Origin of the sequence: Arcicella aurantiaca, from assembly GCF_003148625.1 — a bacterium.
Classification (GTDB): Bacteria; Bacteroidota; Bacteroidia; order Cytophagales; family Spirosomataceae; genus Arcicella; species Arcicella aurantiaca.
Genome location: NZ_QGGO01000008.1, coordinates 10477 through 37139, shown reverse-complemented (window position 1 = coordinate 37139; position 26663 = coordinate 10477). Strand labels below are relative to the sequence as shown.

Sequence of the window (26663 nt, the reverse complement as noted above, 5' to 3'; positions counted from 1 at the left end):
GTTTAAAAACCAAACTCTGCTTTTACTTGTCTGGTGATGTCGTTAATGGCATAATTCAGAATCAATTGGATTTCATCTGGACGAGCAGGAATTCCATCGTTGGTGGTGATGCTTGTAATCTGTGAGTTTCTTAGTTCAATAAATACTCGTCCATTGTTGTAGTAATGGGTTTTGTTGTTGTATTTATTGTAGATTTCGCTAATCTTGAAAATTGAGAATATGTTCATACTTGGCGTTTTTGGTTTACAAAATAGTTGATGGTAAGATATGTGAAGCCTACAATTAAACTCCCAATGAAAATAATGGCATTGGTGATTTTCTTAAAGACTTTGAAGTATCGTAATCCAAAAAAGATACCACCAACGACTGCTGCAATAATAGCGGCAGCAGTCCAGTTTAACTTGGCAAGTATTGCCATTGTTGTGGTATTTGAATTTCCTGTTTCTACTACTTCTTCTGGCGGTTCAGTAATTGGTTCTCCTTCGGGTGGTTTTACTTTCAATGTTGAAACGCCATTATTGATAGTTAGTAAGAAGTTGGCGGTTAATCGCTCTGCCCACATTCTACCGACTTCCTGAGAACCAGCAGGATTCCAATGTCCGTCCCCTGCGTTGTTTGGCTGACCACGTAAAGTTTGTGGTAACGTATGGGTATCAATACCAAAATGTGTGAAGTCGTTTGTTGCCGTTACAGAATCAATGGCTTGTAACTTGTTTTGAATTGAAATTGCCGATTCTGTCAACCATGCTGATTTCGCAATTACAAATGGCATTCTGAATAACCCAGAATTATTACGAGCTGTGTCAATTATGGTTTTATAATTACCAATTAGCTCATTCATTTTCACGGAGTCACTTGCATCATCATTTTCACCATGTTGAACAAGAACGGCGGAAACTCCTGTTCTTTTCCCGAATGTTTTCAGTACATTTTCAAAATGAAAATACGGGATTCCTGAGTTGTATAGGTTGTAATCTTCAACTCCTGCAATCGAAGCAGCAAAGCCATGAACAAATGGGCGTTGTGCAGCTTCATCTGCCCACATTTTTACGGAACTCCCTCCCATTGCGGTATTTATGATTGCCACGGGACAATTATCACGTGTGGCAATTAAATCCGCCATCTTCGACCACGGTCCAACTTGGAAGCCATCGTACAAGTTGGAAACATTTCCAGCTACGGCAGCGGCAGCGGCATAAATATCAGTTGCTTTGCGGTAAGTTCCACCTGAGTATTTTGCTAATGTTTTCCAATCTGCATCAACGTGGGCTTGATAGTTATTGTAAATTCTTACTCGGCTATCAGTAGCGTGTTGTTCACCGTTTGAACTTGCCAATGAATGTCCAACAATGACAAACACATAACCTACCCCTAAATTATACTTTGTTGGAGTATTATTTGTCACCAACGAATCAACAAAATAGTATTCGTACAAACCTTTTGGCAGGGTCAGATTTGCCGTATAATTATTCCCATTTTTGGTAAGTGTAACAGGAATTACTGCATTGGTTTCGGTATTTTTCAAAACTACGGATGCCGTTCCTGTGGTAGTTTCTGTAAACTTGATTTCAATGTGACCCATGCCATTAGAGTCCATTGCATAGACTTCGTTGGCTGGTGGTGTGTTATAAGTAAGTGCCATGTTATTGTTGTTTATTCAGCCACAGAGCCTCTTCTACAAGATTGATAAATGTTTGTTTTTCGCCTTCGATGGCAACTTTTATGTGATAATCTTCTGGGTCAACGTATCCATTTTTTACCAAAATCATCGCTACATAAATGAGTTCGTATAAGGTATTTTCATTCTTTTTGACTCTGACCAGCGTAAAGTTGATAACTTCAAGCTGGTCTTTGGTTAGGGGAATTATATTTGCTTCGGCTGTCATTATTGTTGCGGATTATTCTTTGTTAAGTCCATTCTCAAAGCCGTCATTAAGGGTTCAACTTGGGCGTAAGGCAACTGTCCAAGAGTTTGAAATATGCCTTCTACTATTTTAGAGTCAATTTGCAGGAGTAACGGCTGATTGCTCTGTGGCGGTTGTTGTTCCTGCTTCGGTTGTTTCTGTTGAGGTTGTTGTGTTGGTTTCGGCTTCATTTGTATTTGGAACTGGTAAGTTATTGTCGATTATATTTTGGCTTTGGTATGGATTCTGAAAGATGTTTTGATTTTCGTCAAAAACTTCATGGATTAGCTTAAAACCAAACCCTTGAAGTGCCATATCCATCATTTCTTTATGCGAGTTTGCATTGTAAATTAATGGCACGAGTGAAGCAAGAATGGTATTGTTTCCGTCACTTACTTTTTTCCCTTCAAAGTATGTTTCATAATAGATTTTGCGGAACTCTTGAATCGTACCATCTTCTTGTTTGATAAAAGAAGACTCCAATAACCTAATCATCATTAAGTCTGTTTTGTCGGGAGGAACTGGTAGTTTTTCTACTGGTAAGAAAATGTCGTTTTGCATGGCTTTATATTTGGTGAATGTCAGACCCGTTGTATTTCAATCGGATTGACTGATTGTTTGGAATTTGATTTGTTGTTGAACCTGATAAGTTCACATAGTTTTGACTTAATGTCTGACTGGCAATTGATTTATTTGTCAATGTCAATTCTCTTCCTTTGTTAGCAGTTGTTGGAGCATCAATCGTAAATGTTGACCCTGGCGAAGTAGTGATAATTACTACGTTATCGGTACTATTGATTGTATAAGTTGCTGTTCCACCCGAGATTGTACGGATTGGACTCGTCAATGAACCTTGAATAATTAGATTGCCATTTTGATAAAGTCTCATTTTTTCTACACCATTTCCATAAAAAATATGGTCATATCTGGACATGAAAAACACTGAGCCTTCTAATACTGAATCTACATCACCAAAATATGTATTGTTGAGACTACTAACTCCTAAAATTCTTCTATCTGCTCCTGCCGAATCTTTCCAATACGTAAAAGCATTGTTATTCATCACTACATAAGAATTGAATCTTGTAGCAGATAAATATGAAATACCTGCAACGGTTAAATCTGACTTCGCTTTGATTGCCCCTGCAAATTGGTTTGCCGTGCCATCGTCCGATTGAGAACCAAAGAGGTTTCGAGTCAGGTAGGACGTGAAAATAGAGTTTGCGGTATCAATTCTTAGTGCGTAAGTACCTCCCGAACCTCTAAAATTATGTGCCGTGTCTGCATCATAGTAAGTTTCCGTATTACCGATTAAAAAGGCAGCTACTCCATTACGCTTATAAATTCTTTGATATGTTCCATCATTATAAGCAAAGTAACTACCACCTAAAAGAACACTACCGCTTGCATTAATATCGCCGTTTAAATCTAAGGTGAAATTGGGATTTGTATTATTAACCCCTACTCGTTGTAAAGGACTGATATACAAGGGTTGAACATCTATTGAACCGTCAGATGAAATTGTATGAAACTCAAATCCTCCTTTGGTTGTGGTATTAGCACCTGACGAATAGAATCTTGTATTTCCGCTATAAAAATCCATCCCGAACTTACTCGCACCATTGTAAAAGCCACCGTTTCCTGTTAGGTTAAACCCCTTTGTAACATTGATTGCTCCAGTAATATCTACATTTCCAGAAGTATCCGCACTTACAAATTCACGCCAAGACATTGCTCCATTATGAGACGTTTTACGGTAGTAAATACGTTGGTCAAAAAAACTTCCTGCTATCTGCATAGCATAGTTATTTCCTGTATTGCTATGACGTGCCGAAATTAAGTGCCACCAAGATGACGCCCCTGACGGGAAATTTACAGGTGCATAAGTTTCATAAAAGCCTGACCTTCCACCCATTTCGCCAGCATCATGAAGCGTTTCGGTACGTGTTCCTGAGTTGCCAAACGAGAAATAACCATCTACATTTAACCCTGCTTTTGCATGAATTGCACCCGAAAACTGGGCAAATGTTCCGTTGTCAGTCTGATTTCCAAATAGCCACTTAGTGATTCCTGCACTCGAAAAAGCAGCAGAACCAATACCTATATAATTTGACGTTGTACCATCGAAAATACGGTTCATGGCTGAACCATTGTTTCCATATCCAATGTACATTCCATCATAAACACCGCCAATATTCTGAATCACACGAGTATTCATGTACACGTTGTCACTTCCTAAATCTTGGATAACTGGATAGGTTACCGTTCTAAGCCTCAGATGAGAAACATTTGCAGTTCCTACAACATCCAAAGGGTATTGAGGAGTGGTAGTTTTAATTCCTACAAAATCGTTTGTTGCTGAAATAACAAATGGTATTGTTCCAGCCAATTTGTTAAGGAAACTTAATCCCCCATTTGAGACTCCCGAAATGAAAGGGTTAAAAACCCAATCACCTGAGTTAGCTATATTTGACGAAAATCTTAATGTATCGCTTGCACCATCCGCAAGAATATGAGTTCTTGCTAATGGTGAACTTAAACCAAAACCTGCATTACCAACGGTTGTTAGTGCTACACTTGACCTTGTTAGGTTAAGAAAATATAAATTTGACTGAATGCTATTGGTACTAAATGTTCCGTTTGTTCCAGTTACTGTAAGGTCTGATTTTATCTTTACTGCACCGTTGAATTGTGCAAAAGTCCCATCATCTGAACCACCACCAAAAATCCATTTATTTATGCCAACACTTGAAAACGTTGAACTAACTAAATTTAGGTAATTATTGACTCCACCATCATACAATCTAACAGGTGCGTTGGACTGATTGTAGCCCAAATAAATACCGTCATTATTAAACCCTGCCATATTCCCAACTACCCGAAGATTGCCCCAAATACCGCCATTATCATATAGAGCAGTTAATCCATTAATTTGGTATTGACCCGATGCGACGTTGAGTGTGCCATTTATTGTACCACCAGACTTCAAAAAAGGGTCAACAAAAGCAACTGTACCACCTGCGGTTTTTGTTGCAACCTGTCCAGCCGTACCCGTAGTGGGTAAAAGTCTTGGGGTTACATTATCCCGAATGTGATTTCCTACTTTTTGAGAAAGTAATGTTATCCGTTGCTCTAAAGTCATTTGTTAAACTAATGCTGCGTTGAATGTTGCGACAAAATCGGTGTTAGGTTCGCCAATACCCAAATTGGCGTTTACTTGCGTAATTTGGGCGGCGGTTAATGTTTGAGGAGCATCAAAACGAACACGAAAGCCAACGGCGGTTAATAAACTACCGATAGAGTTATTATCTGAACCAAGACGACTTTCAATTTCTTGAAGGGTATCAAAAGCTGAGCTTGCACCACCTAAAAGTTCATTTTTTGTAGCAGTTGCAGCAGCTGATACAACGCTTTGAATTTTATTAGAACTGTAAGTTTTTGAGGCACTTGGCGTTACATCATCGATTAACGTTGTGGCATTTGCAACTTCATTAATTGCCCCTACAAGGTTGGTCTTTTCAGTCGTTACTAATGCCGACAAATTACCTTGATTTTGGAATAATTGCTTTATTTTTCCGCCAATAGCAGTAGCAAGTGCGGATATTCTTTCCTGTAAAGTCATAGTCGTATTATAAAAGTGAAATCAAGAATTGTAATTCAAAATCGGTATTATCATCATACTGCGTTTCTGATTGAATATCTCCAAAATCATTAATGTTTGTGGGATTATCTTTCAATGCGTAGAAAATATCTTTTGCCAAAAACTTGACTCCGCTAATCATTCCAGCAATTATTACATGATAGCCTTGACCCTTTTTTCCTCCAGTTGGTAATATTCCTATTGAAGCATCAAAGGGAATTAGGGTATTTGTATCTATTGATTTCGCTTTGGGAATTACTTTAACGGGCATATCATTATTGGTAATATTCAATATAAATCTTTGCTTCTGGCATAATAGCTGACGTTACTTTCATGTGAAAGACCGAAATCAATGCCCCTGAGTCGATTGTTATTTGAGAATCTGAAACGGGTGAGCCATTGGCAAAATCTCCGTCTTGATTATATTCTACTTCACATTCTATCAAATGGATTGTACAATAACTTGCACCTTTGGGTACATCTGTGAGTCGGTACACATTACCAATTGACTCGTTGGTTAGATTGATAATTCTCTTTCCAAGAAAATACCTTCCAGCAGTTTGTACAATGGTTACTGGAGATTGCCTACTGGTAAGTCCTTGATTATTACTCTGTGGCTGATTTTTCAAAACTGTATTAACCTCTTGAACTCGTGAAAAGTATTCATACATTTTTTTTATCCGCTCAAAGAAGCTAAACACCAAAATAGCAATCAGAACTAAAAGTCCAAAAATGATATACAACGCTATATTTTGTGTTTTAAAAACCTTCATCTTTATTTTTTAAAATGATTATAAATCCAGTATCCTATTGCTCCAAATCCTAATAAAACAATACCCAAAATCCATTTTATTTTCTTGATTGAATAAATGAAAATCGTTCCAATCGTAATTAAAACAGCAATAATTAGAAACAACGTTTTGGCAAAAAATGAGTTTTTTTCTTCTTTGGGCGTTGTTGCATTATTGCCAAGTAATGGCGGTTCTGTTGGGCTTGTTGTCGTGGGATTCGTAGTTGTTCCACCTCCTGACGATTGAGTCTGTACATAAACTTTGACAGTTCCGAGAAAATCAATATTCCAAGCGGTATCTTGGATACGATAACTTATTTCGGAATAACCTTCAAAAACGGCAGGAGCATTGAAGTGGATTACTCCTGCCGATATTGATGCAGAGCCTTTTGTTGCTCCTGTCAGACTTAAAAAAAACTTCCGTTGGCGTAATCTGCTACTAAGTCAGCTAATGGTATGTCAACACTACCGTTGGCAGGAGCGGTTTTGGTAACGCCTGTAATTGCCGTTGGTTTTCGTTTGGTGGTACAAATGATTGACTGTGCCGAAACGCCAAGATTTGTTTTTTGAGCCGTAGCTTTGAAAGTATCGCCTTGAACTCTTACGATTCCCCCGAAAAGAACATACCCTTGATTGGTGCTATCTGTTACCGAAGCAATTGCGGTTGTTCCTGCATTTTTAAATAATGAAACTGCACTACCTGCCATACAATTCACTCGAATGTCAGAGGTTGTATCCACAAAGCTTTTCGGGAAACTTGGCGTATCCGTTGTTGATGGAGCAGAGGTATTTAATGCTGAAGTTCCAGAACTAATCACATCGCCACTCGCACCTTTAATGTCATAACTAAATGAATCCGCTCCCGAATAACCAGCCGTTGGCGTGTAAGTAATTGTCTGGTTTACAATTGAAAGCGTCCCGTGGAGTGGTTGTGTTGTAACAACCAAAGTTCCACCTGTTGGGATTGTCATGGTCAAACTTCCCGTTGAACCACCACCGCCAGCCGTAAACACTGCACTGTCGAATGTGATTGCAACGGTTTGTCCACCTTGTACAAAACTGTATGAAGTATTGGCAGGAGCTACATTCGTAAACTTCCATTGACAAACAGGGCTTGCACCTGCACTTTGGTAAGTGGCTGTTGCTCCGTTTAGCGTTACAGAATTATTATTTCCTCCTGTTGCTCCTGCTTGAGTTTGAACAATTAGGTCCACATTCGTTGAACCATTTTGTTTTACGATGAAAGTAACTCCATCCAAGATTCCACCAGCAGCGTAAACGTAGCCTTTGAACTTGTACTTTTGGATAACCGTTGGACTGCCTGATTCTCTAAACCAAACATCTCCCGAAAAACCTGTTGTATTGGTAGTATTCCAGTTGAAGGTCGAAGATGCCATCCAATACTGTGAACCGTTCCATAAGCCCGTCCCATCTTGGTTCATATTGTTCCAAGTTGTACCTGAGTCGAACGAGATTTGCAAACCAACTGGAGTGCCAGTAACTTCAATGGCTATATCGTTATTGTTACCGTCGTGATAGTCACGCCCAATAACAATGTTTGCTATATTCAGAGACATAGTTTATATTTTTAGGTTAAACAACTAAGTACGTCCATTCGCCATCTACTTTTCGAGGAACTAACATGGAATTCGGGAATACTTGATTTGAGAATACTTGTGAGGCTTGAGTCCCTGTCAGGTTGATTGTCAACATAAGAGCCGAATTGATTACTTTGTAAATCGGCAAAATATACTCTTCTCCATAAGTTTCAAAGCCTACTGGAGCAATGTTAATTTCAGCGACTCCCTGTGAACTTTCGTAATCAACACCATCCAAAATAGCAATGTCTGGGTAAGTCTTTAGCTGAATTAAATTATAGACTAAATCTCTTATCTGTGCAACTGCACCAACCGAAGCTGGACGTAAGAAACTTGCCAATTCAGAGTTGTATTCGTCAGAACCACCATCATAAATTCCCGTAGCAGAATATTGCCAGCCTCCATCAATTTTGATAAAAGTATAACCATTGGTAGTATCAAAATACAAGTCCTTATTTGCCCCTAACGTGCTGGCAGGTGAGCCTGCACCTGTATGAATAGTTGCTCCTGTAATGGTTGTGCTATTTACGGGAGAAATCGCACTGATTTTATTCTTTAAGTCAGTTTCTAAAGCTGATATTTTTTGAGCTAACGTAGTAATTTCGGTATTATTTGTACTCGAAGAGTTTCCCAAAAGTGGATTACTAATACTCACTTTATCTTTGATAAAAAAGTAAAAAACGGCAAAAGCAGCTCCTATAAATAGAAGTATTCCGACAATGATTTTCTGTGTTTTTTTCATGACTTTTATTGTTCTTGAATGATGACATTCTGAGGTTCTGGTGCTTTTGGAAAAATGACTGGTAATACAAACTTGACAAATAAAAACGCTAACCCGAATATTAAAAATAATACTACTGATAGGGTGATTACCCCAATTGATTGTTTCTGTTTAGCCAATGACGTTTGTTCTTCCAACGCTTTCTGGGCTGTTTTTTCTTTTTCTTCGGCTAAGGCAAGTGTGGCAATTGTAACCTTGTCTTTTGACTGTTTGGTAGCCTCTTGTGCGACCAATAAGTTTTGTTTTGCTAACTGAACTTCTGATTCAGCTTTTGAAACTTCTGCGTTTTTTCCAAAAAGGGAAATAACACCGCCAACGGCTGTTTCTATAAGGGGTAAAAATGCTGCGAATGCCATTTTTTCTTCTTTCATTGTGTTATCAATATTTTCATCTTTTACTTTATTTATGCCAAAGATTTTCTGAAACCAATTACGGTCATCATACTCAGTCTCTGACTTATCGACTACCGTAACAGATGAATAGCTACTATAATACTCGGTATTTCTTTTTAGATATAAATACTGTTGATTATCAGAATCTTGTGTATAATAGACTTGAAAATATTTATCAGTTATTTCAGTAATTGTACCAATAAATTCCTTTTCCTTTAGCGTTAAAGCTTTTGTTTTTAAAGTAGAATCTAAATACAATACTGCTTTTTTATAGGCATACATAGTATCCCCAATTTCTGGCTTAACTCTCGCTCCTGATACTGTTTGACTTGCCATTATCAGGATGATTTAGGAATTCTAATCACATTGACTGGAGGCGGTACAGCTTCTTTACTTTTTTCTTTTTTCTTCTTAATCAATGCCACTATTCCCCAGATAAGTCCAATCACAAAAAGTAATACGATACCGATAATTCCCCAAGTACCAAGCGACGCTCCAAGAGCAGAATTACCAAGAAGTGGATTAGTGTCCGTTTTTGTGAGTGACTCTAAATATTTCTTCTGTTTTTCTTCTTCGGCGTCAGCAATTGCTTTTTGTTGAGAAACCGAACCCAATACCAAGTCTGACGCTGCTACCCAAACTATCTTTCTAAAAACTACATGACCAGACGATTCCTCTTTGACAGAATTTGGCATGACGTACATTTCTCCACGTTGCGGTACGTTTGCTAATAATCCTTCTGCGGCAGCTTTTTCAAGCATTTTCAAAAAGATGGAAGATGGACCCGAATCTGGTATATATTCAAACATTGAAACCGCTACTGCATATTCACCATCTTGCTGTTTGGCTGATTGTATATTTGCCCATTTGATTAATCCCTCATTTGACTTGTCATTTGGAATTGTCCGATAGTGCGGATTTGATAATCCTGAGTCATTAAAACAATCTACCTCTGGTGTACCAATCGGTATCGACAACGCTTGGTCTTTTACAAGGGTCAATGGTGTTTTTAAATCTGTTGAAATTGCCATATCATCATGCCTTACGGCTTTTTCTTAAAAATAAAATATAAAGAAACCCCTAAAATGAAGATTACCGAACCTAAAATCAGAAATACAGAGTTGGAGGTTGGAGCTTCTTCACCGTTTTTCAAAAAGTATTTTTTACCATTTATTTTCACGGCTTGAATCCATTGTTTGGCTCTTCTAAATAGTTGGTCACCACCTTCTACTAATCCTTTGGGTTCTGTCAATACTCCCAAGTGGTCATACTTGATGCCTTCTTGTTTGGTCAAATAGAAGTAAGCTGGATAAATAAAGTTGGTTACAAAAACGTCATTGATGTAATAGCCATTATCCAATGCTCCAACGGGGTCTCCGAGTTCTACCAAGAAATCAACCGTCTGATTGGCAAACTCAGGGTCAGCACCACTTACTATAAATTCACCGTAAGGGTCAACTGACATTTCACCGTTTTCTTCAGTAATTACTTTGGTAAAAGTCTTTTCTAAAAATCCTTCTGACAGTATGCCCTTATGCTTTGCTTTTGCGTAAGGAATTCTGTTTTCTCCTGTTCCTGTGTACCAATGGATTCCATTGAAATTATCCCCTTGTGGAATAGAATCAACAACAGTACAAGTCCACCAACCTGTTGGTATTTCGGCTTTTGTCCTAAAAGCCCTTACTACTCCTTCAACATCCCAAACTTTACCAATATCTCGGTTTAGTTGTATTTCGTTGGCAGCTGCAATTTTTGTGAGGCGGTCAAACGATACTCTACCTGTTTCATCCCAAAGAGCAATTTGTCTATATTTTTTTGCCATTGTTTTGCGTATTTTGAATAGCTAAAGCAGCTTTCTTTTTGGATGCTTTTACTAATGCGATAATTCCCAAAATCAAACCTCCTGGCAAAAGAATAAATAGAAGTATAGACAATAACCAGTTTGTTTTAATCCATGTCAAAAACGGACTTTCAGCATTATTGCTTGGGTCTGGGGTTTCTCCATCTGTACCACTTGAATCTTGTGTATCACCAGAATTGTCAGTTGTACCACTGCCTGTATCAGTCTTCTTGGTACTTTTAAAAATACCTAACAAGCCATTGAACACATTAACGATTTTATCAAAAGTTGAACCTCCTGTGGAATCTGGTGTTGTTGGTGTAGTAGATGGTACAGTACCGCTATTGTCGGGAGTATTGTCTTTAGGGTCAGTAGCTGATGTTTCAAACAAATCATTGTCGGCGGTATCAATATATTTCTTTTCATTATTTCTATTGACTACTTCGGTAAAGAATCGAGACTCACCAATACCTGCCACATTTACTTTGCTGACTTTCCCAATATAACCAGCCGTAAAGCCTTCTGATGCTGAACTAATGGTTGGAGCATCATAAATGTCCACATAGTCGGTATTTGATTTTAATGATACATATTGTCCTACTTGCATGGTATTTACTGATTAAGTACCGATAAGGGTACTGGTTTAATTCCTTGATTGATTATCATTCTTCGCATCATCAATGGCGTAACTAACGATGAGCGTTCAATGGGTAAGTCCAAACTGGTATAGTTCTGGATGGTCTCATAACAGAGCTTTGAACAAAAATTCCTTTCGTTATTAAAAACAGGAATTTTGTACATCATACCAATCACGCCAAGTCGGTCGTATTTTGTACCTACCTGAGCTTGACAAATTCTGTATGCTTCAAGCCAATACTCAGACGGTAAGGGATATAATTCAAACCGTTCTGGATAGTGGATGTATTCCCAGTTTCTGAATTCAACGCCTGACTTATCCCAAGCGGAAGCTCTGACGTTGTTCTTTTCGTTGAATACTATCTCACAATGTACCCACTCACCCCTTACAGCCATTGCCATTAGCCTCTGCATGAAGTAGGTATCAACATTTCTGAAATTCTCAAATAATATGTACATAGCTAATTTTTGAAGGGATTTAGGGGAAAGGAAAAGCCACAAACCATTTCCCCTATGATGTAATCCCTAAATCGTTTACAAGTATGTCGGCTGCTCCGTGTGGACCTAATGCACGGATTAAATATTCTGCTCCAACTGTGTGAACCGTTCCTAAATATCGGTTGATAAGTCCGTCAAGTGACAATGCCTTCGTTCCATCATTGTCCATTCGGTTCTTGCCTCTGTTATATGAGAAAAATATCTTGTGAATATCTTTCACGACATCAAACTTGTTATCAACAATCATCTCCGAAAGGTGCAATGCTCCTGCATTGATGTTGGTTTCGGCATCTTTCAGAGCATTTTTTGACACCTGAGTAATTGACCCCAATTTCTTCTGGAAGAACTGTAAATCTGAAACCGTCAGAAGCTTACGTTTCTTTTGAGTCGTCAAAGTATCCGCTGCCGAACTTGTATCTATCTGCATCAAACCAACAAATCCACCCGGACTAACGTAGTTGGTTTTGCCTTCGGTATTCTCAACCGACATTACTACGTAGATGTACAATGCTGGAATGGAGAATCTTTCAGAAGCTTGTTTGACCAGCGTACCATGTTTGTCAATTAGCTTTTGAATCAACACTTTATTATTAGCTCTTTCGGTAGCATCAAACTTGGTTGGTTTATCTTTTGAACTTCGCTTCTCAACGATTTTTGTCATCGGGAAAGAACCACCTGAGAAACTTACAATATCAGGACTTCCGTTGATGCCCTGTGAAATAACCGTTTCTTGAGCTTCGGCAAACTCCCAAACTCTACCTTTGATTTCGGCAATTAGCTTATCATCTGGAGTATAATTATCGGTTGATAAATCTGCTTTTTTGGTAGATTGATTGATAAAATACCAACTACCTAAAGCAATCACAATGACTGAGAATAGGATTAAGAATCCCTTGATTACCTTATTCATATTATTTCTTTTTGAGTTCTTGGAATGCTTGTTTTTTGGCTTCTTTCAAAGACATATTGTAGAAGGTTACTCGTTCTACTTTGGCAATGCCCGACTGTTTGCGTATCTGTTTGGCACGTTTGTCAATGTCCAAAATGGTATTTTTTTCATCTTCTTTTTTATAAGGTTTAAGAAGATTTTCATTGATTTGTACCGTTACCTTTTCTGAATTTCCAGTTGATAATCCATAAATGGTTGATTCTTTGCCTCTGAATAATGACTTTGAAGTTTTAAATTCTTGAACTTTGAAAACCTTATTTCTCAAGGCTTTGTCTTCGCCAGTATAGCTGGCTAATGAACCTTTCTTAAACTTTGCCATTTTGAAGTCTATTTTTAATGTTTCTATAAAATGCTTTGGGAGCGTTAATCAGAACAATTGCAAGTACACTTACTACCGTCACGGTGATGATGGCAACTTCTGTCCAAGCGTAATTTGTATAGTAAAAATTCTGTGTGGTATCCTCTGCTTTCATCAACTGAGTTTTGTCGTACAGAATTGGACATTTACTGTCCAAAAATGCCATTACTTCACTCCATTGAACCTTTCCGTCTTTGTTATAATCCAGTCCAGAATTCCCTTTATAAGCTGCCGAACCAGCCGAATAAAGAACATAACCACCTGACTTTTCAAACGCTACTGGAAAGTGTATCAAAGCGTACAAATCATAGGCATTTTTAGGAATACCGTTCTCTTTCACTCGATTGATAAGGTACTGGCGAACATACTTCATGTAATTCTGCCAAGTTCCTGCTCTTAGTGCGTCGGTAGTTGTTCCTAAATCTTCCCTTGCCGTTTTCTTGGTTATCTGAATGAAGCCATAAGCACCTATGCCATTTGTCACCAATTGCATATTGGACTCGGCATTCATACAAATCATTAACCAGTTCGGGTTTGCGATTTTGATACGTGAGTCAGCACAAATACTTCTGACCACCTTCTCAAATTCAGTCTGGTTTATGTTGGTAGGTAGCTTACTTAGGAATACCAGCATTTTCTTTCTTTTTAGCGATAGCCTTTTCAACTATCAAATAGCCAATCCAAGCTAATGAAGCAATACCACTCAGTATTCCGAGTGCAACTGATACAAACTGCATTTTTGGGGTTACTTCGTATTTCATGAGCCTTTGCCTGTGAAGTACCCAGCCGTAAAAACTGACAAGGCTGGTATCACATAATTTTTGGTGAATCCCCAAACTTTACCAATGAAGGTTTCGGGAGGTTTAATCTGTCTAATTATCACTTGTGAGTTTTGATAAACTCCTTCAATTGCAAGACTTGAACGTTCAATTTTTTGATTGTTCAAATCCAGCCGTTTGAAATGTTTTAATTCAATTTTTTGTAAGGAATATAATCGGCTTATTTGCTTGAAACGCTTCTGGATAGTATCGCACCGAGCATCATTTTCGTTGATGTCCCGAATGGTTTTTAAGGGAATCAGTACGTATTGGGCTGTATCTTGCTGAACCTTTACCGTATCGGTTTGTGAATATCCTGAGTACATCGTCAGCAGGAATATCACGGCTAAAAATTGGCTTCTTATCATTTTTCAAGTCTTTATTTAGGTTGGCATCTAAGGCATGAATCCTGACTTCCAAAGCATTTATTTTACTTCTCAAAATTTTATTTTCACGCTGCCAAACTTGCTGGTAAATCTTGATTGAATCTATCCGAGATTTATTCTTGACTAATTCAATTTCTAACTCGGCATTGTGTTGTACGTTTTGATACCACTTAAAGGAACTAAAAACTGCATACACAAAGAATATGGTAAGTACCCACGCCCAGACTTTCACCATCAAAAAGGCTATTTCAACAATGCGTTTTATGTATGGCTCAATTAGTAGTTTAAGCATGGGGTAAACGGTTCATTATCTCGTAGAGTTGTTTCATCGTTTCCTTATGATTGTCCCTCACGAGTTGTTGTAATTCATCGTAACGTTTTTCTACATTGGTCATTTTTGTTTTGACTTCAATCATGTCCTTTTGCAAACTTGAAATTTCTTTGTTGGCATCGTCAATTTCCTTTGCACGAGCATCAATTCTCTGCTTCGTTTCGTCCTTGTGGGTTCTGAAAACATAAGTCAAAATTCCGATTGACCCTGTGATGAATAGGGACAATAGAATCCCAGCGATGTTGTCTAAAAAATTGAATTCGAGTAATATCATTCTGTTGAATCTTTGGCGGTTGATTTCTTGATTTCTTTAGCTTTTTTGGCGTTTTCGGCATAAATCTCATGGAGTTGCCTTCGTGCTTTTTCAAAAGCTTTTGATTCTTCGTAGGCTGAGTTTAACGCTGGGTCACTCCGCCAACCTTCTCGTTTGGTCTTTTGGGGAGAAAGGATTCGAGTCTTTATTGAATCTGCTTTCTTTGCCACTTTTACCGAATCAAAACGTTTAGCATTGAATGGCTCAAACTCAACTGAAGTATCTGGTTTTATGCCGTAATACTCAGAGGATTGATTGGTTTTTACCGATTTGGTAAAACCAAAGATGCTATCAATTCTCTGGTAGTCTGCTTGCGTGCAACCTGTTAAGAATAGTAGCAATGCGATGTACTTTATCTTTTTCATACCAAAAGAATTGAAGTTGATTACAGATGATTACATTCCGTTTGTTTCGCTTATGAATCCAGACTCCTTGTCTTCGTTTGCCGTTTTCAAACCTTCCCCAAGTGTTGAAGCCTACCGTATAAAACTCTTGCGTTTGGGTATTGTAGTTGGTCACAATCTCCACGTGGTAGTTGGGAGCAAAATAGAAAATGGCAACATCGCCCTGACGGACTGGTACATTCCTGACTACTTTTCCATACTTGCGAATGATACTGGCTTTGGGGAACGTCCATGATACTGCCCGACCATCTACTTTTGGGTTGACTCCGTTTTGTTTATGGCAATACATAGCACCCCATGAGCAGTAAGCATCGCCATACCGTCCACCATTCATCAAAGCATACTTGTTTATCTTGCCATCGTTTCGGTTAGTTTTTTCATAATTGCCAACCTGAGCAAAGGCTGTATCCACAATGGCTTGGCGGATTATCCTGCATTCGCTACTGGACTGTGCAGGTAGATTAAACACCATGAAAAGACCATAGACAAGAGCAATCCAAGTGAAACGGTGATTTGAAACTGTGGCGTACATTCTGTAAAAAGTTTGGTGGTTAAATCAAAGTGTGGGTCGTCTTTTGGATTGACAAATCTTGAAATTGAACGAAAATTAAGTCTTAACATTCCGATTGAAACCAACCAACATAAACTCCAAAATTGTGTGGTTTGTATAGCATGAATCCACTCAGCTCCCAGAGAAATTGAAATACTTTTTTCACCTAATTCAACCAAATGGTTGATATAACCCGTTAAGAAATAGAGAGCCGTTAGCACACAGGTCAATAAAAGCATGACTTTCTTCAAACTCATTCCTTCACCAAACACTTCACTTTGTGATTCTTCCACTATCTTAGGTAAATCTCCTTCAATGAACATTTCCTTTGCTTGCTTTTCGGCATCATCGGCAAACTCACGAAGTATCTTTGCACTGTCAATATTTCCTTTTCCGACCTCAGTCATTGCCTCGGCTCTGAATCTTTTGGCATTGTCGAACAAATCGTTTCGTTCTTCAATCTGTTGGTCAATTTTTTTCTGTTTTGCAGCAGCTTTTAAATCGGCAAGTTCTTTCAACCTTTGTTGTTGCTGTTCAATTTGTGCCTTTGCTTCTGCTTCTTCACTCTCAAAATTTGTATTCATGGCTTTTGAAAATTTTGAAACAAGGGACTGGATGCTTTTTTCTGGCGGTTGGGTGTGTTAGTGAAATTTTATCCAGCCCTTGAATATTTTGATTAGAAACTTTGTCCTTTGATGGATTTAACTCCAGAACTAACCGCCCATTTGACGAATAACCCAATGATGATGGCAGAGAGTACAAAGCCTCCTGCAATCCATTGTCCCGCTTGGGTAATGGTTTCTTTGGCAATGGTTACGTTATTTTCCGTTTTAATAACGGGTGATGTTTTACCCGAAAAGAAGTCCTTTATCTGTTGGTCATTAAGGACGTTTACTATTTTCTCCCAGATTTGGTTCATGTTATTTCGCTCCGAGTTTTTGCAAACGAATTACGATGTCATTGCGAATACCATCCGCTCCGACATAGCTAATATCTAATAAGTCCTTAACCAACGAGCCTTTCCCCTGCGTGAAATAGTTTCGGTTATAGGCTTCATTAATATACACCAATTGCCAGTCTGCCAATGGACGTAAATCGTTTACGATGATAGTGTTGATTCCGATATTAGTGAGATGCCATTCTCTGAGGTAGTTTCCAAGTTTCAGAACAATGGCTGAGCCTTTAGTATCTACCCAATTGACTTGTGCTTTATCCTGCGAAGGAATCCCCGTTGTAGGGGGATACGGAACGCTTTGTGGCAATTTTGCCAGCGTGTCTTTTGTTCCTTTGTTGTACAGAATAAGACCAAACGCTCCCAGAGCAATCAAAACAGCTACTACAATCCAACGGAAATACTTCAACCAAATCTGTTTTCCGAGTGATGATTTGTTAGTTTCCATTTTTGTTGTTTTTGAAGAGTAATTTGACACCTAAATAACCCAGCCCCAAAACGCCTACAACCCAAAGAATAATAGTTACGGCACTAACTCCAGACGAGTCTGAATTGCCAGCCTGTGGGTCTTGTGCAGCAGTTACTCCAGAAGTTTCCTCTGTGGTTTCACCTTTAGAGTCATACTTTGGTAATGCTTTGGCTTGTGGTCTTTGGGTTGTGGAGTATCCACTACCTTTGGCACACCAACCGATAGCACGTCCCTTTTGGTCGTAAATCTTCCAGAAAGTATAGGTTAAATACTTCTTCTCCTGACCATCAGTATAACCGACCACATCACCGTAGGCAACAACTTTTACTTTGTTGGCAAGTGTTGATGGCGTTTCTCTTATATAAATTCCTTTGGGAGCATCTGAATACACAGCCTTCAAAGCCTTGTTATCAGTGGTTACTGGAATAGTTTCCTTTTCAAATTCATCTTCAAAATCAATTTGAGAAGTAGGAAACCAGAGATATGAGACCAAGTCATTTCCAGTAGTGTAATACGGCTCTTGTAGCGTAATCTTTGTGTAAGCTACTTTAACGATAACACCGTTTGTGGCTTTTACAGAGACAGTTGCAGTATCTTGAACAATACCGATGATTTCACCAGCTTTGTAAGAAGAACTATTACCACCTACACCACCTTGTACCTGAGCATATCCGACTACCAAACTTTTGGCTTTCACCAATCTGTTTTGTCCACTCCGAGAGTCTGCTACCGTGAGTGAGTTAATATAATCAAGTAGATTTAGCATCGCTTTCTGGTTTTAGTTTAGGAAACCAAGTATAGACGATTTTCGAGAATCCGTTGGCTGAAACCACCACTACCATGATGAATAGCCCAAGCAGTAATCCACCCACGAAAAAGTCTAATATAGAGTATCCCTTCTCTTTAATTTTTTCTTTATTTTCTTCGCTCATTGTCGTAATATTTTATGTGATTAGCTTAAAATCAAAAGAGTTATGGATAAGTAAAATGTACCTACCATAACTCTTTTGCTGAATCTCAAAAAACTATTTCTTTACAACCTTGCCAGATTTGCCACCGCCTAATACTTTCTTCAAGATTAATCCGATACCAATTAGACCAACAACGATTAATCCCCAGCCCCACCATGCAATAGCAGCTAATCCAGTTTTAGAGTCATTTCCTAATGCTGGGTCAGTTGGTTCAACGGCTGGTTTAGAAGGGTCAGTGCCAGAGACTACATTGTTTTGTAAACCATTGATGGCTGTTGGAGTAGTTACCCCGCCAAGTGCTGCGTCATAAACGATTTTCTTGCCTTCTTTCTTGAAAGGAATCTTTGTCGTCAATGTGTAAGTCAATGTTACGGTTTCGCCATTTCCAAAAACTAAGTCGGACGAGTTCAAATCAAGATTAGTCGTGAAATCTGTTGCTGAACCATTAAATACCACCGCACACCATTCTTTTGTTGGAGCAAACCAGTGCGGAGCGGGTGTTCTTGGCGGTGTGGCAGAGGCAGCGGTTGCATCTGTATCCCAAGCGATGATTTGAGCTTTTGTTCCTCTGGAAATCAAAATTTGTTTTCCTTTGGTGTTATCCGTTAAATCACCTGCGACTTGACCTTCGCCCAATAGGAACGCTTCCGTGTAGGCAACTCCAGCAGCAGGACCTAAGAAATAGGCAGCTACTTCATTTTGTGATGCTATTAATGTCATTGCGGACAACATAGCAAACTTCATCTTTTGAAGAATTTTCATTGTATTGAATTGGATTTGATGTGTTACTGATTTATTTTATTTGATTGGCGTACAGTTGGCGAACCTCCTGTACGCTTTTGAAATTCATTCCTGCTTTTAGGCAAGCTTGGAGTGCGTAATTATCTGCTTTTTCTTCATCTTCAAGCGTTGCTTTTTTACTGAAAACCGTCATCGTTTTCAGATGTCCAACTTCGTGCATGATTACAAAATATCGCACCTCTGGACTAAGCCTTTCAAACTCGTTTCGATTGAAGTGCAGAACTGCCCCTTTGCCGTCCCACTTGAATTTTATGTGTGTTAGTGAATCTGTAAATTCAATTCGGCTGATGCCTTGCGGTCTGAGACTACTAAAAAATGGCATACGATTGACCCAAAATAAACTCTGCGTTAATCTCAGCTACTTCACCAATGCCCTGAAGAACGATTGAGGTTGTACCGTTTGTAATTATACGATTGTTAAGAGCAGTCAAATCAAATACGAAAAACTGAGCTTCATCATCAACAATTAATACTGTTGGTAAAACCACCTCTTCTTGGGTTTCGTTAAAAACGGATTCATTCTTAATAACCAATTGAATGGCATCAAAACCAGCATCATGAGCTACGTTGATTGTATTAATTACCGTTGGACGAAGAGCTAATTCCTGAGAGATTTTGCAGAACTTTACATCAACGTCATTGATGCTTGAAGCACTCACAATAAATTCTCTTGACTTATTCCCAACAACACCTTCTTCTGTGTACGTTTTTTTCTCTGATAAAACCGAACTTGCTGGTGTACAATGAGACGCTAACAATGTTAATGATAATATACCAGTTACTTGCTTTTGAGCAGAAAGTTTAAATTTTCTCGTTGGATATTCTCCTTTTAGCGTTGGGCGACAGCCTTTGTAAGTTTCTTGAAACATGATATTTGACTTTTTTAGGACTGGAAATCTGAAGCATAGCTTCAAGAATTCTTCATCGGTGAAATACTGGGTTGTGGGGTTAATAAACATTTAGAATGTTCTGTTTTTCGATGTGACAAATTTGGCGAAAATCTCAGAAGGCTATTTTCTATCTTGCACTTGAGCGTACTTCATCGCACTTGGGCGAACTTCGCTAAACTTCATTGCACTTTATTGTACTAAATTGTATTTCCTCTCACTCCTTTTTTTGGGCAAAAAAAAACGCCAACCCTTGAGAGTTGACGTTTTTCGTAATTACTAATTTCTGGTTTTTATCAAGAACTTTGTGCTAATTAAATCCTCGACAAAGACTTTTGGATTAGTGGTTCGGACATCTTTGCCAGAATAATTCTTCCAACGCATTGCCAAACCTTTAGAAAAATCTTTGTCTGATTTAAGAGAATCAAAACGGCTTCCTGCTTTTAAGCTTGCTACTATTTCTTGTGGAGTAGTTCCTTGAACTATTTCTCCATCATGTGTTTTATATCCCATTTTTTTACGCTGCTATTTGATTGATACGAGTGATAAGGAAATCATATACTACTTTTTGATTGAGTTTTTTCAAACCTTCAAAATTTGCCTCCGACCGTGGGAACTTGTAATTTTTTGAATACTCAATGAGGTTATGCAAGAATATGACCCAGTTCTCAATTTTCTCATACTCAACCGTGCCTGAGTGTTGACGGAACTCAATGGTATTGTGTCGGCTGTATGATTGTAAGTTCACTTTGTAGTAACGACCATCAAAAGCGGAAATTAGCCCTTGCATTGTTCTGGCATTCTCAACCGCCGTTCTGTGGTTTTTGATGGATTGGGTGTAACTGTTGTTCCTTCTACTATGTGGCAGGAAACTATCAATTTCCTCTTCAAAATTCATGTAATTAATCAAAATATTTTGAAGAATTGGAAAGGTAATTTGTGAGGCATCAAAGTGAACATGAAGTCCACAAGAATTATTGACACGAGCATTTTGCATTTGCAATACCGTACAAACTTTCTTGAGTTGAAATAAACCATCCTGCCCTACTAAGATTGGACTTACCAATTCAAAAGGATTAGTTCCTTGTAATGAACCATCAGTTACCAGTTTCCATTGTGGTCTGGTTCTATGGTTATAATCTTCCACTTCACAGGCAATACCCATATTTACTAAAGCATCTCTAAGCGTTGGGCGAGTCACATTGAAGGCTTCAATTTCAATCCCGAATTTTTCGGTAACAGGTTTTAATTGTCGATTACCTATAACACTAATCAAATTACCCGCATTTTCTCTTTGTGGTTGATTTGTTGCCGTTTGTGGCGGTGGAATGGCTACGGTTGGAGTAGTTGTTGGAGTTGCTGGAGCAGAAGCGTCACGGCTGATTCTTTGGACATTTCTTGAAATTATTTGACTTGATGTTTGCCGTGGTGATGCTTGGGGAGTAGTTCGTGATGGAAGCTGACCGTTTCGCTGCATAGCTGCATAAACGTTTTGGATTGCTCCGTAAGCACCTAATACCTGCAAAGCAGCTATTTCATTGCGGGTTTTGCCCAACAAAATTAATTGCTGTATTTTCCAAGTCTTCGTTCGAGACTGGGCGAGAATTTCTTCTACTGTCATGTTTGCCTAATTTTTAATTGTGTGTTATTGATTTGAATTGAATTTAAAAATCCACCCGTTGCGGTCAGGTGGATTTTTATTTTTGGGTTTGGAATATTTTTATTGTGATTTTGGGAATATTTTATTTCAGAAATTCCGATTGATTAATAGATAATCACTCTTTCAAATTTGTCTGTAACATCTTCAAAATCTAATTCACCATCACGAAGACTGGTCACGAATATGATTTGTTCTTCAATTGTTAAGAATAAAAGTCCACCATAAAAGCCATTCATGCTATCTTTTGAAATGACACCGTCCAAGAATTCCCCAGATTCAATATGTTTAAATCTCGTAGTTGGTAGCGTATTTTTCTTTGCTGGTAAACGAGAATTATTGTAAGCAGAATCTATGGAATCTTTTACATCAATCTTTTTGATGATTTGTTCTTGAATACCAATGTCACAATTTTCTGGAAATCTAATATTCAAATCCAAGTAGCATTTTAAAGCTTCTTCTAAAGAATCATATTCCTGACTTACTTGTAATTCAACATTATTCTCAAAAAATACACTTCCATACACAAGAAATATTGAAGCTTGAGAAATACCTTTTGGTAATAGAATTGCATTTGTCATGATTGAATTATTTTAAAGCGTTAACAATCCCAACAAAAAGTGTATCTTTTTTCTTTTGGAAATCTGGTAATTGGTCATAGTCAACAATACAAGGGTGTGTTTTCTTAGCTTCGTCCTTTACCTTTCCATAAACCCAACCTGCCTCTGCTTTTTCTTTCAACCAAGCTTGATGTTGCATATCTACACCAGCACTCGGATTCTTTAGCCTAAATTCAACTCCTTTAATGGCTGAATCTCTTTGCCATTGAGGAGCATTATCCCAAGACTTTTGCGACTTATCACCATTAATTTCACACCATTGGCGATTAGCTTCATGGCAAACTTTAGCAATTTGTTCTATTTTCTTTTTCATTTTTTGGGCTTTAATCTTTGGGAAATAAAATATACTGTCCATTTTTCGGGTATTTCCGTACCTGCGAAAACCACTCTAACCAACGGTTGTAAGTACCTTCTTCTCTCATGGTTTCTATTTCAAACCCAGTAGGGTTCAATCTTCTAAAAATATCAATTTGCCAATCTTTTAGTGGCTGACGTTTTAAGTCAGTCACTTTAAAATTAAACTCTGCTTGAAAGTAAGTATCGTATTCCTGCATTGATTGAATGTAGGAAGTCGGATGTTCGCCAACTTCAAGAGCGAGCGTTTTGAGATATATTTTAGACTTTTCAACTGGCAACGTTTAGATAATTTATTTGTTCGGCGGTAAGAAAAGACTCCAGTATTAGCGGAAAGTTTGAATTCTTTAACATTTCAAATTTGGGGACTTGCTTCTCTAAGGCATTTATTTTGGATAGTTCAGCACTTCTCGCTTCTCTTGTTATGCCTTGTCTGTACAAATCTTTTTTCTTGACTTCAATTTTGACAAGAAAGTAAGCCAAGAATGCAGCTACGGCATCACCACGAACTTGGGCATTCCGAATCATTACTCCTTTGCCCCATTGTACAGCTATGTATCCCGCTGCTACGATTGTACTTATGACGAAACCAACTACGATGGTGGTAACTATTGAATATTCTGGTATCATACGATTGCTTCTATTTTTTTGCCAACGGCTTTGTACATTTTATTCCCAAGTTTTGTAATGAGTTCGTTTCCAACATTTTGAAAAACGTATTCTTCATTCAACCAGACTATTCTTTGTGCAAAATCACCGTCTGGATTTTTGACCCTTTGGTTCTCTTTTTCAACTTCTTGCAAAGCTTGAATCATTGCTTTTCTTGCTTTCCCGATGTTGGCATACGGATTTTTCGAGTCTGCATCATCGGTTTGCTTCACAATTGCCCTTTGGAAATAAGTCCACAACTTTGGTGGAACTTGCGTGGTATCGTGATAAGTGATAATAGTATCATTATTCCGAATTCTATTTCCTGCCAAAACGTCCTTAAAGCCTTCAAAACGCTTTCCTGCGATGTTTCCAGTAATGATATTGTTACAATCGTCATAGACAATTATAAAATCTCGAAGTACACGGCAAGGGTCAGAAAAGTCTTTAATATCGCCATCGGTCACTACATACCAATTGTACAAATCATCATTGGCATTGCCAATTTTAGAAATTGCACTTGCCGAAATTTTCTTTAACGACCCCGGCATTTTGTTAAACTCAGGTATCGTATTCCGAACTTCATTGATGATTAAAGACTTCTTTTCAAACACATCATTTTTACCGTCTGGGTTGAAAATGAGAACTCTTTTCTTCTTTCCACGTTTGTAAGCAGCGTATTGAAGTTCAATAATCATGGCAAGTAATGACGATGTTTTGCCAGTTCTTTGCCTTCCAACTATCAGCCAGTTATATGACTGTACTTCATCGTCACTCTTCTTTGCCATCTTCTACTTGGGGTTCTGGTTCAATATTTTCGCTTTGGTCATCAATTTGTTCTGGAGAATTTTCCAAAACTCCCTCTTCAATCACTTCAACATCTTCACTTGGAGAATCTTCTAAAACCTGCTCTTCAATTTCTTCTTCAATTGGCGTTTCTTTTTTCACTTTTGCCATAATGTTTTCCATCAATTTCTTGCCAAACTCAATACCTTTTTCTTTGTGAGCCAAACCAAAGTCGAGAACTAAATCACCGATTAACTCATCAAATGGTTCATTGAATTTTCTGTAAATTAATTCGACAGGATTGATACCCGAAAAGTCGGGATTGATGCCATTGCGATAATCTTCTTCAAACTCAAAGACAAAATATTCAATACAACTTTCACGTAGGATTTCGTCAATTTCTACACTTTCAATTTTTCTGACGTGCTTTTGATTGCGGATGATTTTCTGAATATCCTGTGGCAAATCCTTGATTTCGTCATAATCCAAATCCTTATGCGTATTGAAGATTTCGTCATCACCTTTGTTGGTTACTATCAATTTGGCAATAATTCTCTTGAACAGAAATGATTTCTTGACATTCAGAATCATCAAGTCGGCTTTCATTTCGGCTTTTTTCCGAAAAATCTTAGCTGTACCAGCATCAATGTCATATTGGATTTGTTGTGGCGAATTGTCCCAGCCATCATTTTCAAACTGGATAGGTTGTTGTTGATTTGATGGATTTAACATTGAAGCGTTCGGAGTATTACCCATACCACCAAAGGCGTTTTTTGCCTGTTCGTAAGCCTCTGCTCCTGTTCTCACGGCATTGACTCCGTCAAGCACTCCACGACCAAGTTTTTTAAGAGTATTTAATGAATTATTCATTGTGTATTTTCTTTTCGAGTTCTTTAACAATATCAATTATTCTTTTGATTGGAGAAGGCAATTTTGATTGAAGCCATTTCCAAGTTGCGGTGAAACCTTCTTCTTTAAGTCTATTCCAGATAGTTCTTTGAATGACTCCTTTTGTCTTGAGATGTTCATGCTCAAAAAACTTGATTAGCTTTTTCTTTCTGCTCCACCGCCACGAAGTTCTGGCGTACTCAAGTTCCACCGCTTTTTGAATGAGTGGACTAACATTTACACCCTGTTTAGTAATTACTCCCTGTTTGATTAATTTGGTAATCAGCAAATTGGTATGAATAACATTGAAATGTTCTAAGTCTGACATTTCCTCTTTGAAGGCAATTGCTTCTGAAGCTATTTGAAAGTTTTGTTCCCAAAACTCAACACCTCCCTCTGCGATGATTTTGACAATCTTAACGCCTCCAGTCGGCTCACGGATTATGATTGCTAATTCTTCCAAGTTCTTTAATAAATTGAATGTCAAAATCTGTTAAGCCTTCAAAAACAACTTGTTCAAGTTCGTCTCTACTAAAATTTGAAAAGGTTCTTCTCTCATTAATTACGTAGTTGATAAGGTTAGAAACATTAACAAGAACAGAGGATATTTTAAGCGTAAAAAGTATTTGATTTGCTAATTCATCAATGCGTTTTGTAGCGTTTACCCTTTCCGTGTTTTCTTGCGTATTCGTGGGTATTCTGCCGTTTACACTTCCGTTTACGTTTCCGTTTACTTGCGTATCCCTCTGTAAATCAATACTTTGGAATGGGTTTACGTTGTTGTAATTTTTAGAAGCATTAATAACCTCTAACATATCACGTTTATTACCGATGTGTTCTAAGCAAATAGCTTCAATAAGTTCTATCAGCGAAGTACCACGATGTTCGGCTAATGCAGCTAATTGAACCTCTAATTCTTCATCTAAGTCAAGTCTGATACCACCTTCCTGTAAAAGCTTTATCAATTCATGTCTGGAATCAACGAAAAGCAGTAAATACTTTGAATTGTCCAGTCCCATGTTTCTGGCTTCGGCTTCAAATTCAATCTTGGTTGATTTTGTAACTTTTACGGAAAGACTTTCCGTTTTGGGTTCGTCAATTGGTTGGCTTATTGGGGTCATGATAGGTTTTGTTTTAGGGCATTTTGCACAACTTCGTTTTGCTGAGAGATGAAGTTTTGAACTTCTTTTTCCGATACTTTTGCTAATCTGGCAAAAGCATTATTGATAGCGGTTTTCATGGCATTGGCTGTTATTTTCCCTTCAGTAAAAATCTGTAAATCAAGAATTTCATTTTGTTTGACAACCACTACAAAACCTTCTGAAGCATTGGCAACTTGGCAGTTTTTAGAAATTTCTTTTAATTGAATAATTTTGGACTTAATATCCTCAAAACTTGGACTTTCCGACATGGTTTGATGGCTTTTTGATTGCTTAAAACAA

General features: G+C 38.1%; 44 protein-coding genes. 1 reads left to right on the top strand and 43 read right to left on the bottom strand.

The features are described from left to right. Positions 1–2: 2 nt before the first annotated feature. The 8 genes from LV89_RS09270 to LV89_RS09235 form a co-directional block, all read right to left on the bottom strand. A complete protein-coding gene (locus tag LV89_RS09270) occupies positions 3–227 on the bottom strand; it encodes a hypothetical protein (protein ID WP_109742612.1) in 225 nt (74 codons plus the stop codon). Further along, positions 224–1642: a sialate O-acetylesterase gene (locus LV89_RS09265; RefSeq protein ID WP_109742611.1), complete on the bottom strand. Its 1419-nt coding sequence runs from the start codon at positions 1640–1642 to the stop codon at positions 224–226. The genes LV89_RS09270 and LV89_RS09265 overlap by 4 nt, the downstream gene beginning before the upstream one ends. A 1-nt stretch (position 1643) precedes the next feature. Next, positions 1644–1886 carry a hypothetical protein gene (locus LV89_RS09260; RefSeq protein ID WP_109742610.1) on the bottom strand — a complete coding sequence of 81 codons (243 nt, stop codon included), beginning with the start codon at positions 1884–1886 and terminating at the stop codon, positions 1644–1646. Between the two features lie 114 nt (positions 1887–2000). Next, positions 2001–2465 (bottom strand): hypothetical protein, encoded by a 465-nt coding sequence (locus LV89_RS09255; protein WP_109742609.1) that lies wholly within the window; start codon positions 2463–2465, stop codon positions 2001–2003. A gap of 4 nt (positions 2466–2469) precedes the next feature. Beyond that, the gene (locus LV89_RS09250) at positions 2470–5046 is read right to left on the bottom strand and encodes a hypothetical protein (RefSeq protein ID WP_109742608.1); all 2577 of its coding nucleotides are present in this window, start codon (positions 5044–5046) and stop codon (positions 2470–2472) included. Between the two features lie 3 nt (positions 5047–5049). Beyond that, positions 5050–5526 (bottom strand): hypothetical protein, encoded by a 477-nt coding sequence (locus LV89_RS09245; RefSeq protein ID WP_109742607.1) that lies wholly within the window; start codon positions 5524–5526, stop codon positions 5050–5052. A 7-nt stretch (positions 5527–5533) separates the two neighbouring features. Then, positions 5534–5815 carry a hypothetical protein gene (locus LV89_RS09240; RefSeq protein ID WP_146199118.1) on the bottom strand — a complete coding sequence of 94 codons (282 nt, stop codon included), beginning with the start codon at positions 5813–5815 and terminating at the stop codon, positions 5534–5536. A 4-nt stretch (positions 5816–5819) separates the two neighbouring features. Then, the gene (locus LV89_RS09235) at positions 5820–6215 is read right to left on the bottom strand and encodes a hypothetical protein (protein ID WP_146199117.1); all 396 of its coding nucleotides are present in this window, start codon (positions 6213–6215) and stop codon (positions 5820–5822) included. A gap of 198 nt (positions 6216–6413) precedes the next feature. Here LV89_RS09235 and LV89_RS25135 point away from each other — a divergent pair, with 198 nt between their 5' ends. After that, on the top strand, positions 6414–6581 hold the full coding sequence (locus LV89_RS25135; RefSeq protein WP_158279549.1) for a hypothetical protein: 168 nt from the start codon (positions 6414–6416) through the stop codon (positions 6579–6581). Positions 6582–6741: 160 nt separating this feature from the next. On the opposite strand, the gene LV89_RS09230 is transcribed toward LV89_RS25135, so the two are convergent. The 35 genes from LV89_RS09230 to LV89_RS09065 form a co-directional block, all read right to left on the bottom strand. After that, positions 6742–7911: an Ig-like domain-containing protein gene (locus tag LV89_RS09230; protein WP_109742604.1), complete on the bottom strand. Its 1170-nt coding sequence runs from the start codon at positions 7909–7911 to the stop codon at positions 6742–6744. A 16-nt stretch (positions 7912–7927) separates the two neighbouring features. Next, on the bottom strand, positions 7928–8674 hold the full coding sequence (locus LV89_RS09225) for a hypothetical protein (protein WP_109742603.1): 747 nt from the start codon (positions 8672–8674) through the stop codon (positions 7928–7930). Positions 8675–8679: 5 nt separating this feature from the next. Further along, complete coding sequence (locus LV89_RS09220; protein WP_109742602.1) at positions 8680–9441, bottom strand: hypothetical protein; 762 nt, start codon at positions 9439–9441, stop codon at positions 8680–8682. 2 nt (positions 9442–9443) lie between these two features. Beyond that, complete coding sequence (locus LV89_RS09215; RefSeq protein ID WP_109742601.1) at positions 9444–10136, bottom strand: hypothetical protein; 693 nt, start codon at positions 10134–10136, stop codon at positions 9444–9446. A gap of 11 nt (positions 10137–10147) precedes the next feature. Further along, positions 10148–10927: a hypothetical protein gene (locus tag LV89_RS09210; RefSeq protein WP_109742600.1), complete on the bottom strand. Its 780-nt coding sequence runs from the start codon at positions 10925–10927 to the stop codon at positions 10148–10150. Then, positions 10911–11552, bottom strand: coding sequence for a hypothetical protein (locus LV89_RS09205; RefSeq protein ID WP_109742599.1), 642 nt, complete (start codon positions 11550–11552; stop codon positions 10911–10913). Before LV89_RS09205 ends, LV89_RS09210 begins: the two co-directional genes overlap by 17 nt. Positions 11553–11557: 5 nt before the next feature. Then, positions 11558–12040: a hypothetical protein gene (locus LV89_RS09200; protein WP_146199116.1), complete on the bottom strand. Its 483-nt coding sequence runs from the start codon at positions 12038–12040 to the stop codon at positions 11558–11560. A 52-nt stretch (positions 12041–12092) separates the two neighbouring features. Beyond that, positions 12093–12989, bottom strand: coding sequence for a transglycosylase SLT domain-containing protein (locus LV89_RS09195; RefSeq protein WP_109742597.1), 897 nt, complete (start codon positions 12987–12989; stop codon positions 12093–12095). A 1-nt stretch (position 12990) separates the two neighbouring features. Further along, a complete protein-coding gene (locus LV89_RS09190) occupies positions 12991–13347 on the bottom strand; it encodes a hypothetical protein (RefSeq protein WP_109742596.1) in 357 nt (118 codons plus the stop codon). After that, the gene (locus LV89_RS09185) at positions 13334–14020 is read right to left on the bottom strand and encodes a hypothetical protein (RefSeq protein WP_146199115.1); all 687 of its coding nucleotides are present in this window, start codon (positions 14018–14020) and stop codon (positions 13334–13336) included. Before LV89_RS09185 ends, LV89_RS09190 begins: the two co-directional genes overlap by 14 nt. Next, on the bottom strand, positions 14001–14147 hold the full coding sequence (locus LV89_RS25130) for a hypothetical protein (protein ID WP_158279548.1): 147 nt from the start codon (positions 14145–14147) through the stop codon (positions 14001–14003). Before LV89_RS25130 ends, LV89_RS09185 begins: the two co-directional genes overlap by 20 nt. Further along, positions 14144–14332, bottom strand: a complete 189-nt coding sequence (locus LV89_RS09180; protein WP_109742594.1) for a hypothetical protein — start codon at positions 14330–14332, stop codon at positions 14144–14146. Before LV89_RS09180 ends, LV89_RS25130 begins: the two co-directional genes overlap by 4 nt. 94 nt (positions 14333–14426) lie before the next feature. Further along, the gene (locus LV89_RS09175; RefSeq protein ID WP_109742593.1) at positions 14427–14882 is read right to left on the bottom strand and encodes a hypothetical protein; all 456 of its coding nucleotides are present in this window, start codon (positions 14880–14882) and stop codon (positions 14427–14429) included. Next, positions 14875–15195, bottom strand: coding sequence for a hypothetical protein (locus LV89_RS09170; protein ID WP_109742592.1), 321 nt, complete (start codon positions 15193–15195; stop codon positions 14875–14877). Before LV89_RS09170 ends, LV89_RS09175 begins: the two co-directional genes overlap by 8 nt. Further along, complete coding sequence (locus tag LV89_RS09165; RefSeq protein WP_146199114.1) at positions 15192–15599, bottom strand: hypothetical protein; 408 nt, start codon at positions 15597–15599, stop codon at positions 15192–15194. Before LV89_RS09165 ends, LV89_RS09170 begins: the two co-directional genes overlap by 4 nt. Continuing rightward, positions 15526–16050, bottom strand: coding sequence for a hypothetical protein (locus tag LV89_RS24890; protein WP_146199113.1), 525 nt, complete (start codon positions 16048–16050; stop codon positions 15526–15528). Before LV89_RS24890 ends, LV89_RS09165 begins: the two co-directional genes overlap by 74 nt. A 14-nt stretch (positions 16051–16064) precedes the next feature. Continuing rightward, the gene (locus tag LV89_RS09155; RefSeq protein WP_109742589.1) at positions 16065–16772 is read right to left on the bottom strand and encodes a coiled-coil domain-containing protein; all 708 of its coding nucleotides are present in this window, start codon (positions 16770–16772) and stop codon (positions 16065–16067) included. Positions 16773–16864: 92 nt separating this feature from the next. Beyond that, entirely contained in the window at positions 16865–17107 is a 243-nt protein-coding gene (locus LV89_RS09150; RefSeq protein WP_109742588.1) for a hypothetical protein, read from the bottom strand. A 1-nt stretch (position 17108) separates the two neighbouring features. After that, the gene (locus LV89_RS09145; protein WP_109742587.1) at positions 17109–17588 is read right to left on the bottom strand and encodes a hypothetical protein; all 480 of its coding nucleotides are present in this window, start codon (positions 17586–17588) and stop codon (positions 17109–17111) included. Continuing rightward, a complete protein-coding gene (locus tag LV89_RS09140) occupies positions 17578–18375 on the bottom strand; it encodes an SH3 domain-containing protein (protein WP_109742586.1) in 798 nt (265 codons plus the stop codon). Before LV89_RS09140 ends, LV89_RS09145 begins: the two co-directional genes overlap by 11 nt. Beyond that, positions 18359–18541 (bottom strand): hypothetical protein, encoded by a 183-nt coding sequence (locus LV89_RS09135; RefSeq protein ID WP_109742585.1) that lies wholly within the window; start codon positions 18539–18541, stop codon positions 18359–18361. The genes LV89_RS09140 and LV89_RS09135 overlap by 17 nt, the downstream gene beginning before the upstream one ends. Positions 18542–18634: 93 nt before the next feature. Next, the gene (locus LV89_RS09130) at positions 18635–19342 is read right to left on the bottom strand and encodes a hypothetical protein (RefSeq protein WP_109742584.1); all 708 of its coding nucleotides are present in this window, start codon (positions 19340–19342) and stop codon (positions 18635–18637) included. A gap of 31 nt (positions 19343–19373) precedes the next feature. Continuing rightward, positions 19374–19703 (bottom strand): M48 family metalloprotease, encoded by a 330-nt coding sequence (locus LV89_RS09125; protein ID WP_109742583.1) that lies wholly within the window; start codon positions 19701–19703, stop codon positions 19374–19376. After that, entirely contained in the window at positions 19690–20250 is a 561-nt protein-coding gene (locus LV89_RS09120; protein WP_109742582.1) for a hypothetical protein, read from the bottom strand. Before LV89_RS09120 ends, LV89_RS09125 begins: the two co-directional genes overlap by 14 nt. A gap of 297 nt (positions 20251–20547) precedes the next feature. Beyond that, on the bottom strand, positions 20548–20781 hold the full coding sequence (locus LV89_RS09115; protein ID WP_109742581.1) for a hypothetical protein: 234 nt from the start codon (positions 20779–20781) through the stop codon (positions 20548–20550). A gap of 4 nt (positions 20782–20785) precedes the next feature. Further along, a complete protein-coding gene (locus LV89_RS09110; protein ID WP_109742580.1) occupies positions 20786–21889 on the bottom strand; it encodes an amidoligase family protein in 1104 nt (367 codons plus the stop codon). 143 nt (positions 21890–22032) lie between these two features. Continuing rightward, positions 22033–22506: a hypothetical protein gene (locus LV89_RS09105; protein ID WP_109742579.1), complete on the bottom strand. Its 474-nt coding sequence runs from the start codon at positions 22504–22506 to the stop codon at positions 22033–22035. 7 nt (positions 22507–22513) lie between these two features. Beyond that, positions 22514–22858: a RyR domain-containing protein gene (locus tag LV89_RS09100; RefSeq protein ID WP_109742779.1), complete on the bottom strand. Its 345-nt coding sequence runs from the start codon at positions 22856–22858 to the stop codon at positions 22514–22516. Positions 22859–22868: 10 nt separating this feature from the next. Beyond that, positions 22869–23180 (bottom strand): SH2 domain-containing protein, encoded by a 312-nt coding sequence (locus tag LV89_RS09095; protein WP_146199112.1) that lies wholly within the window; start codon positions 23178–23180, stop codon positions 22869–22871. Then, on the bottom strand, positions 23170–23529 hold the full coding sequence (locus tag LV89_RS09090; protein WP_109742577.1) for a hypothetical protein: 360 nt from the start codon (positions 23527–23529) through the stop codon (positions 23170–23172). Before LV89_RS09090 ends, LV89_RS09095 begins: the two co-directional genes overlap by 11 nt. Then, a complete protein-coding gene (locus LV89_RS09085) occupies positions 23526–24335 on the bottom strand; it encodes a P-loop NTPase family protein (protein WP_109742576.1) in 810 nt (269 codons plus the stop codon). The genes LV89_RS09090 and LV89_RS09085 overlap by 4 nt, the downstream gene beginning before the upstream one ends. Continuing rightward, positions 24319–25203, bottom strand: a complete 885-nt coding sequence (locus tag LV89_RS09080) for a hypothetical protein (RefSeq protein WP_109742575.1) — start codon at positions 25201–25203, stop codon at positions 24319–24321. The genes LV89_RS09085 and LV89_RS09080 overlap by 17 nt, the downstream gene beginning before the upstream one ends. Then, positions 25196–25684 (bottom strand): hypothetical protein, encoded by a 489-nt coding sequence (locus LV89_RS09075; protein WP_109742574.1) that lies wholly within the window; start codon positions 25682–25684, stop codon positions 25196–25198. Before LV89_RS09075 ends, LV89_RS09080 begins: the two co-directional genes overlap by 8 nt. Next, positions 25656–26342, bottom strand: coding sequence for a hypothetical protein (locus LV89_RS09070; RefSeq protein WP_109742573.1), 687 nt, complete (start codon positions 26340–26342; stop codon positions 25656–25658). The genes LV89_RS09075 and LV89_RS09070 overlap by 29 nt, the downstream gene beginning before the upstream one ends. Then, positions 26339–26632, bottom strand: a complete 294-nt coding sequence (locus LV89_RS09065) for a hypothetical protein (RefSeq protein ID WP_109742572.1) — start codon at positions 26630–26632, stop codon at positions 26339–26341. Before LV89_RS09065 ends, LV89_RS09070 begins: the two co-directional genes overlap by 4 nt. Between the last annotated feature and the right edge of the window lie 31 nt (positions 26633–26663).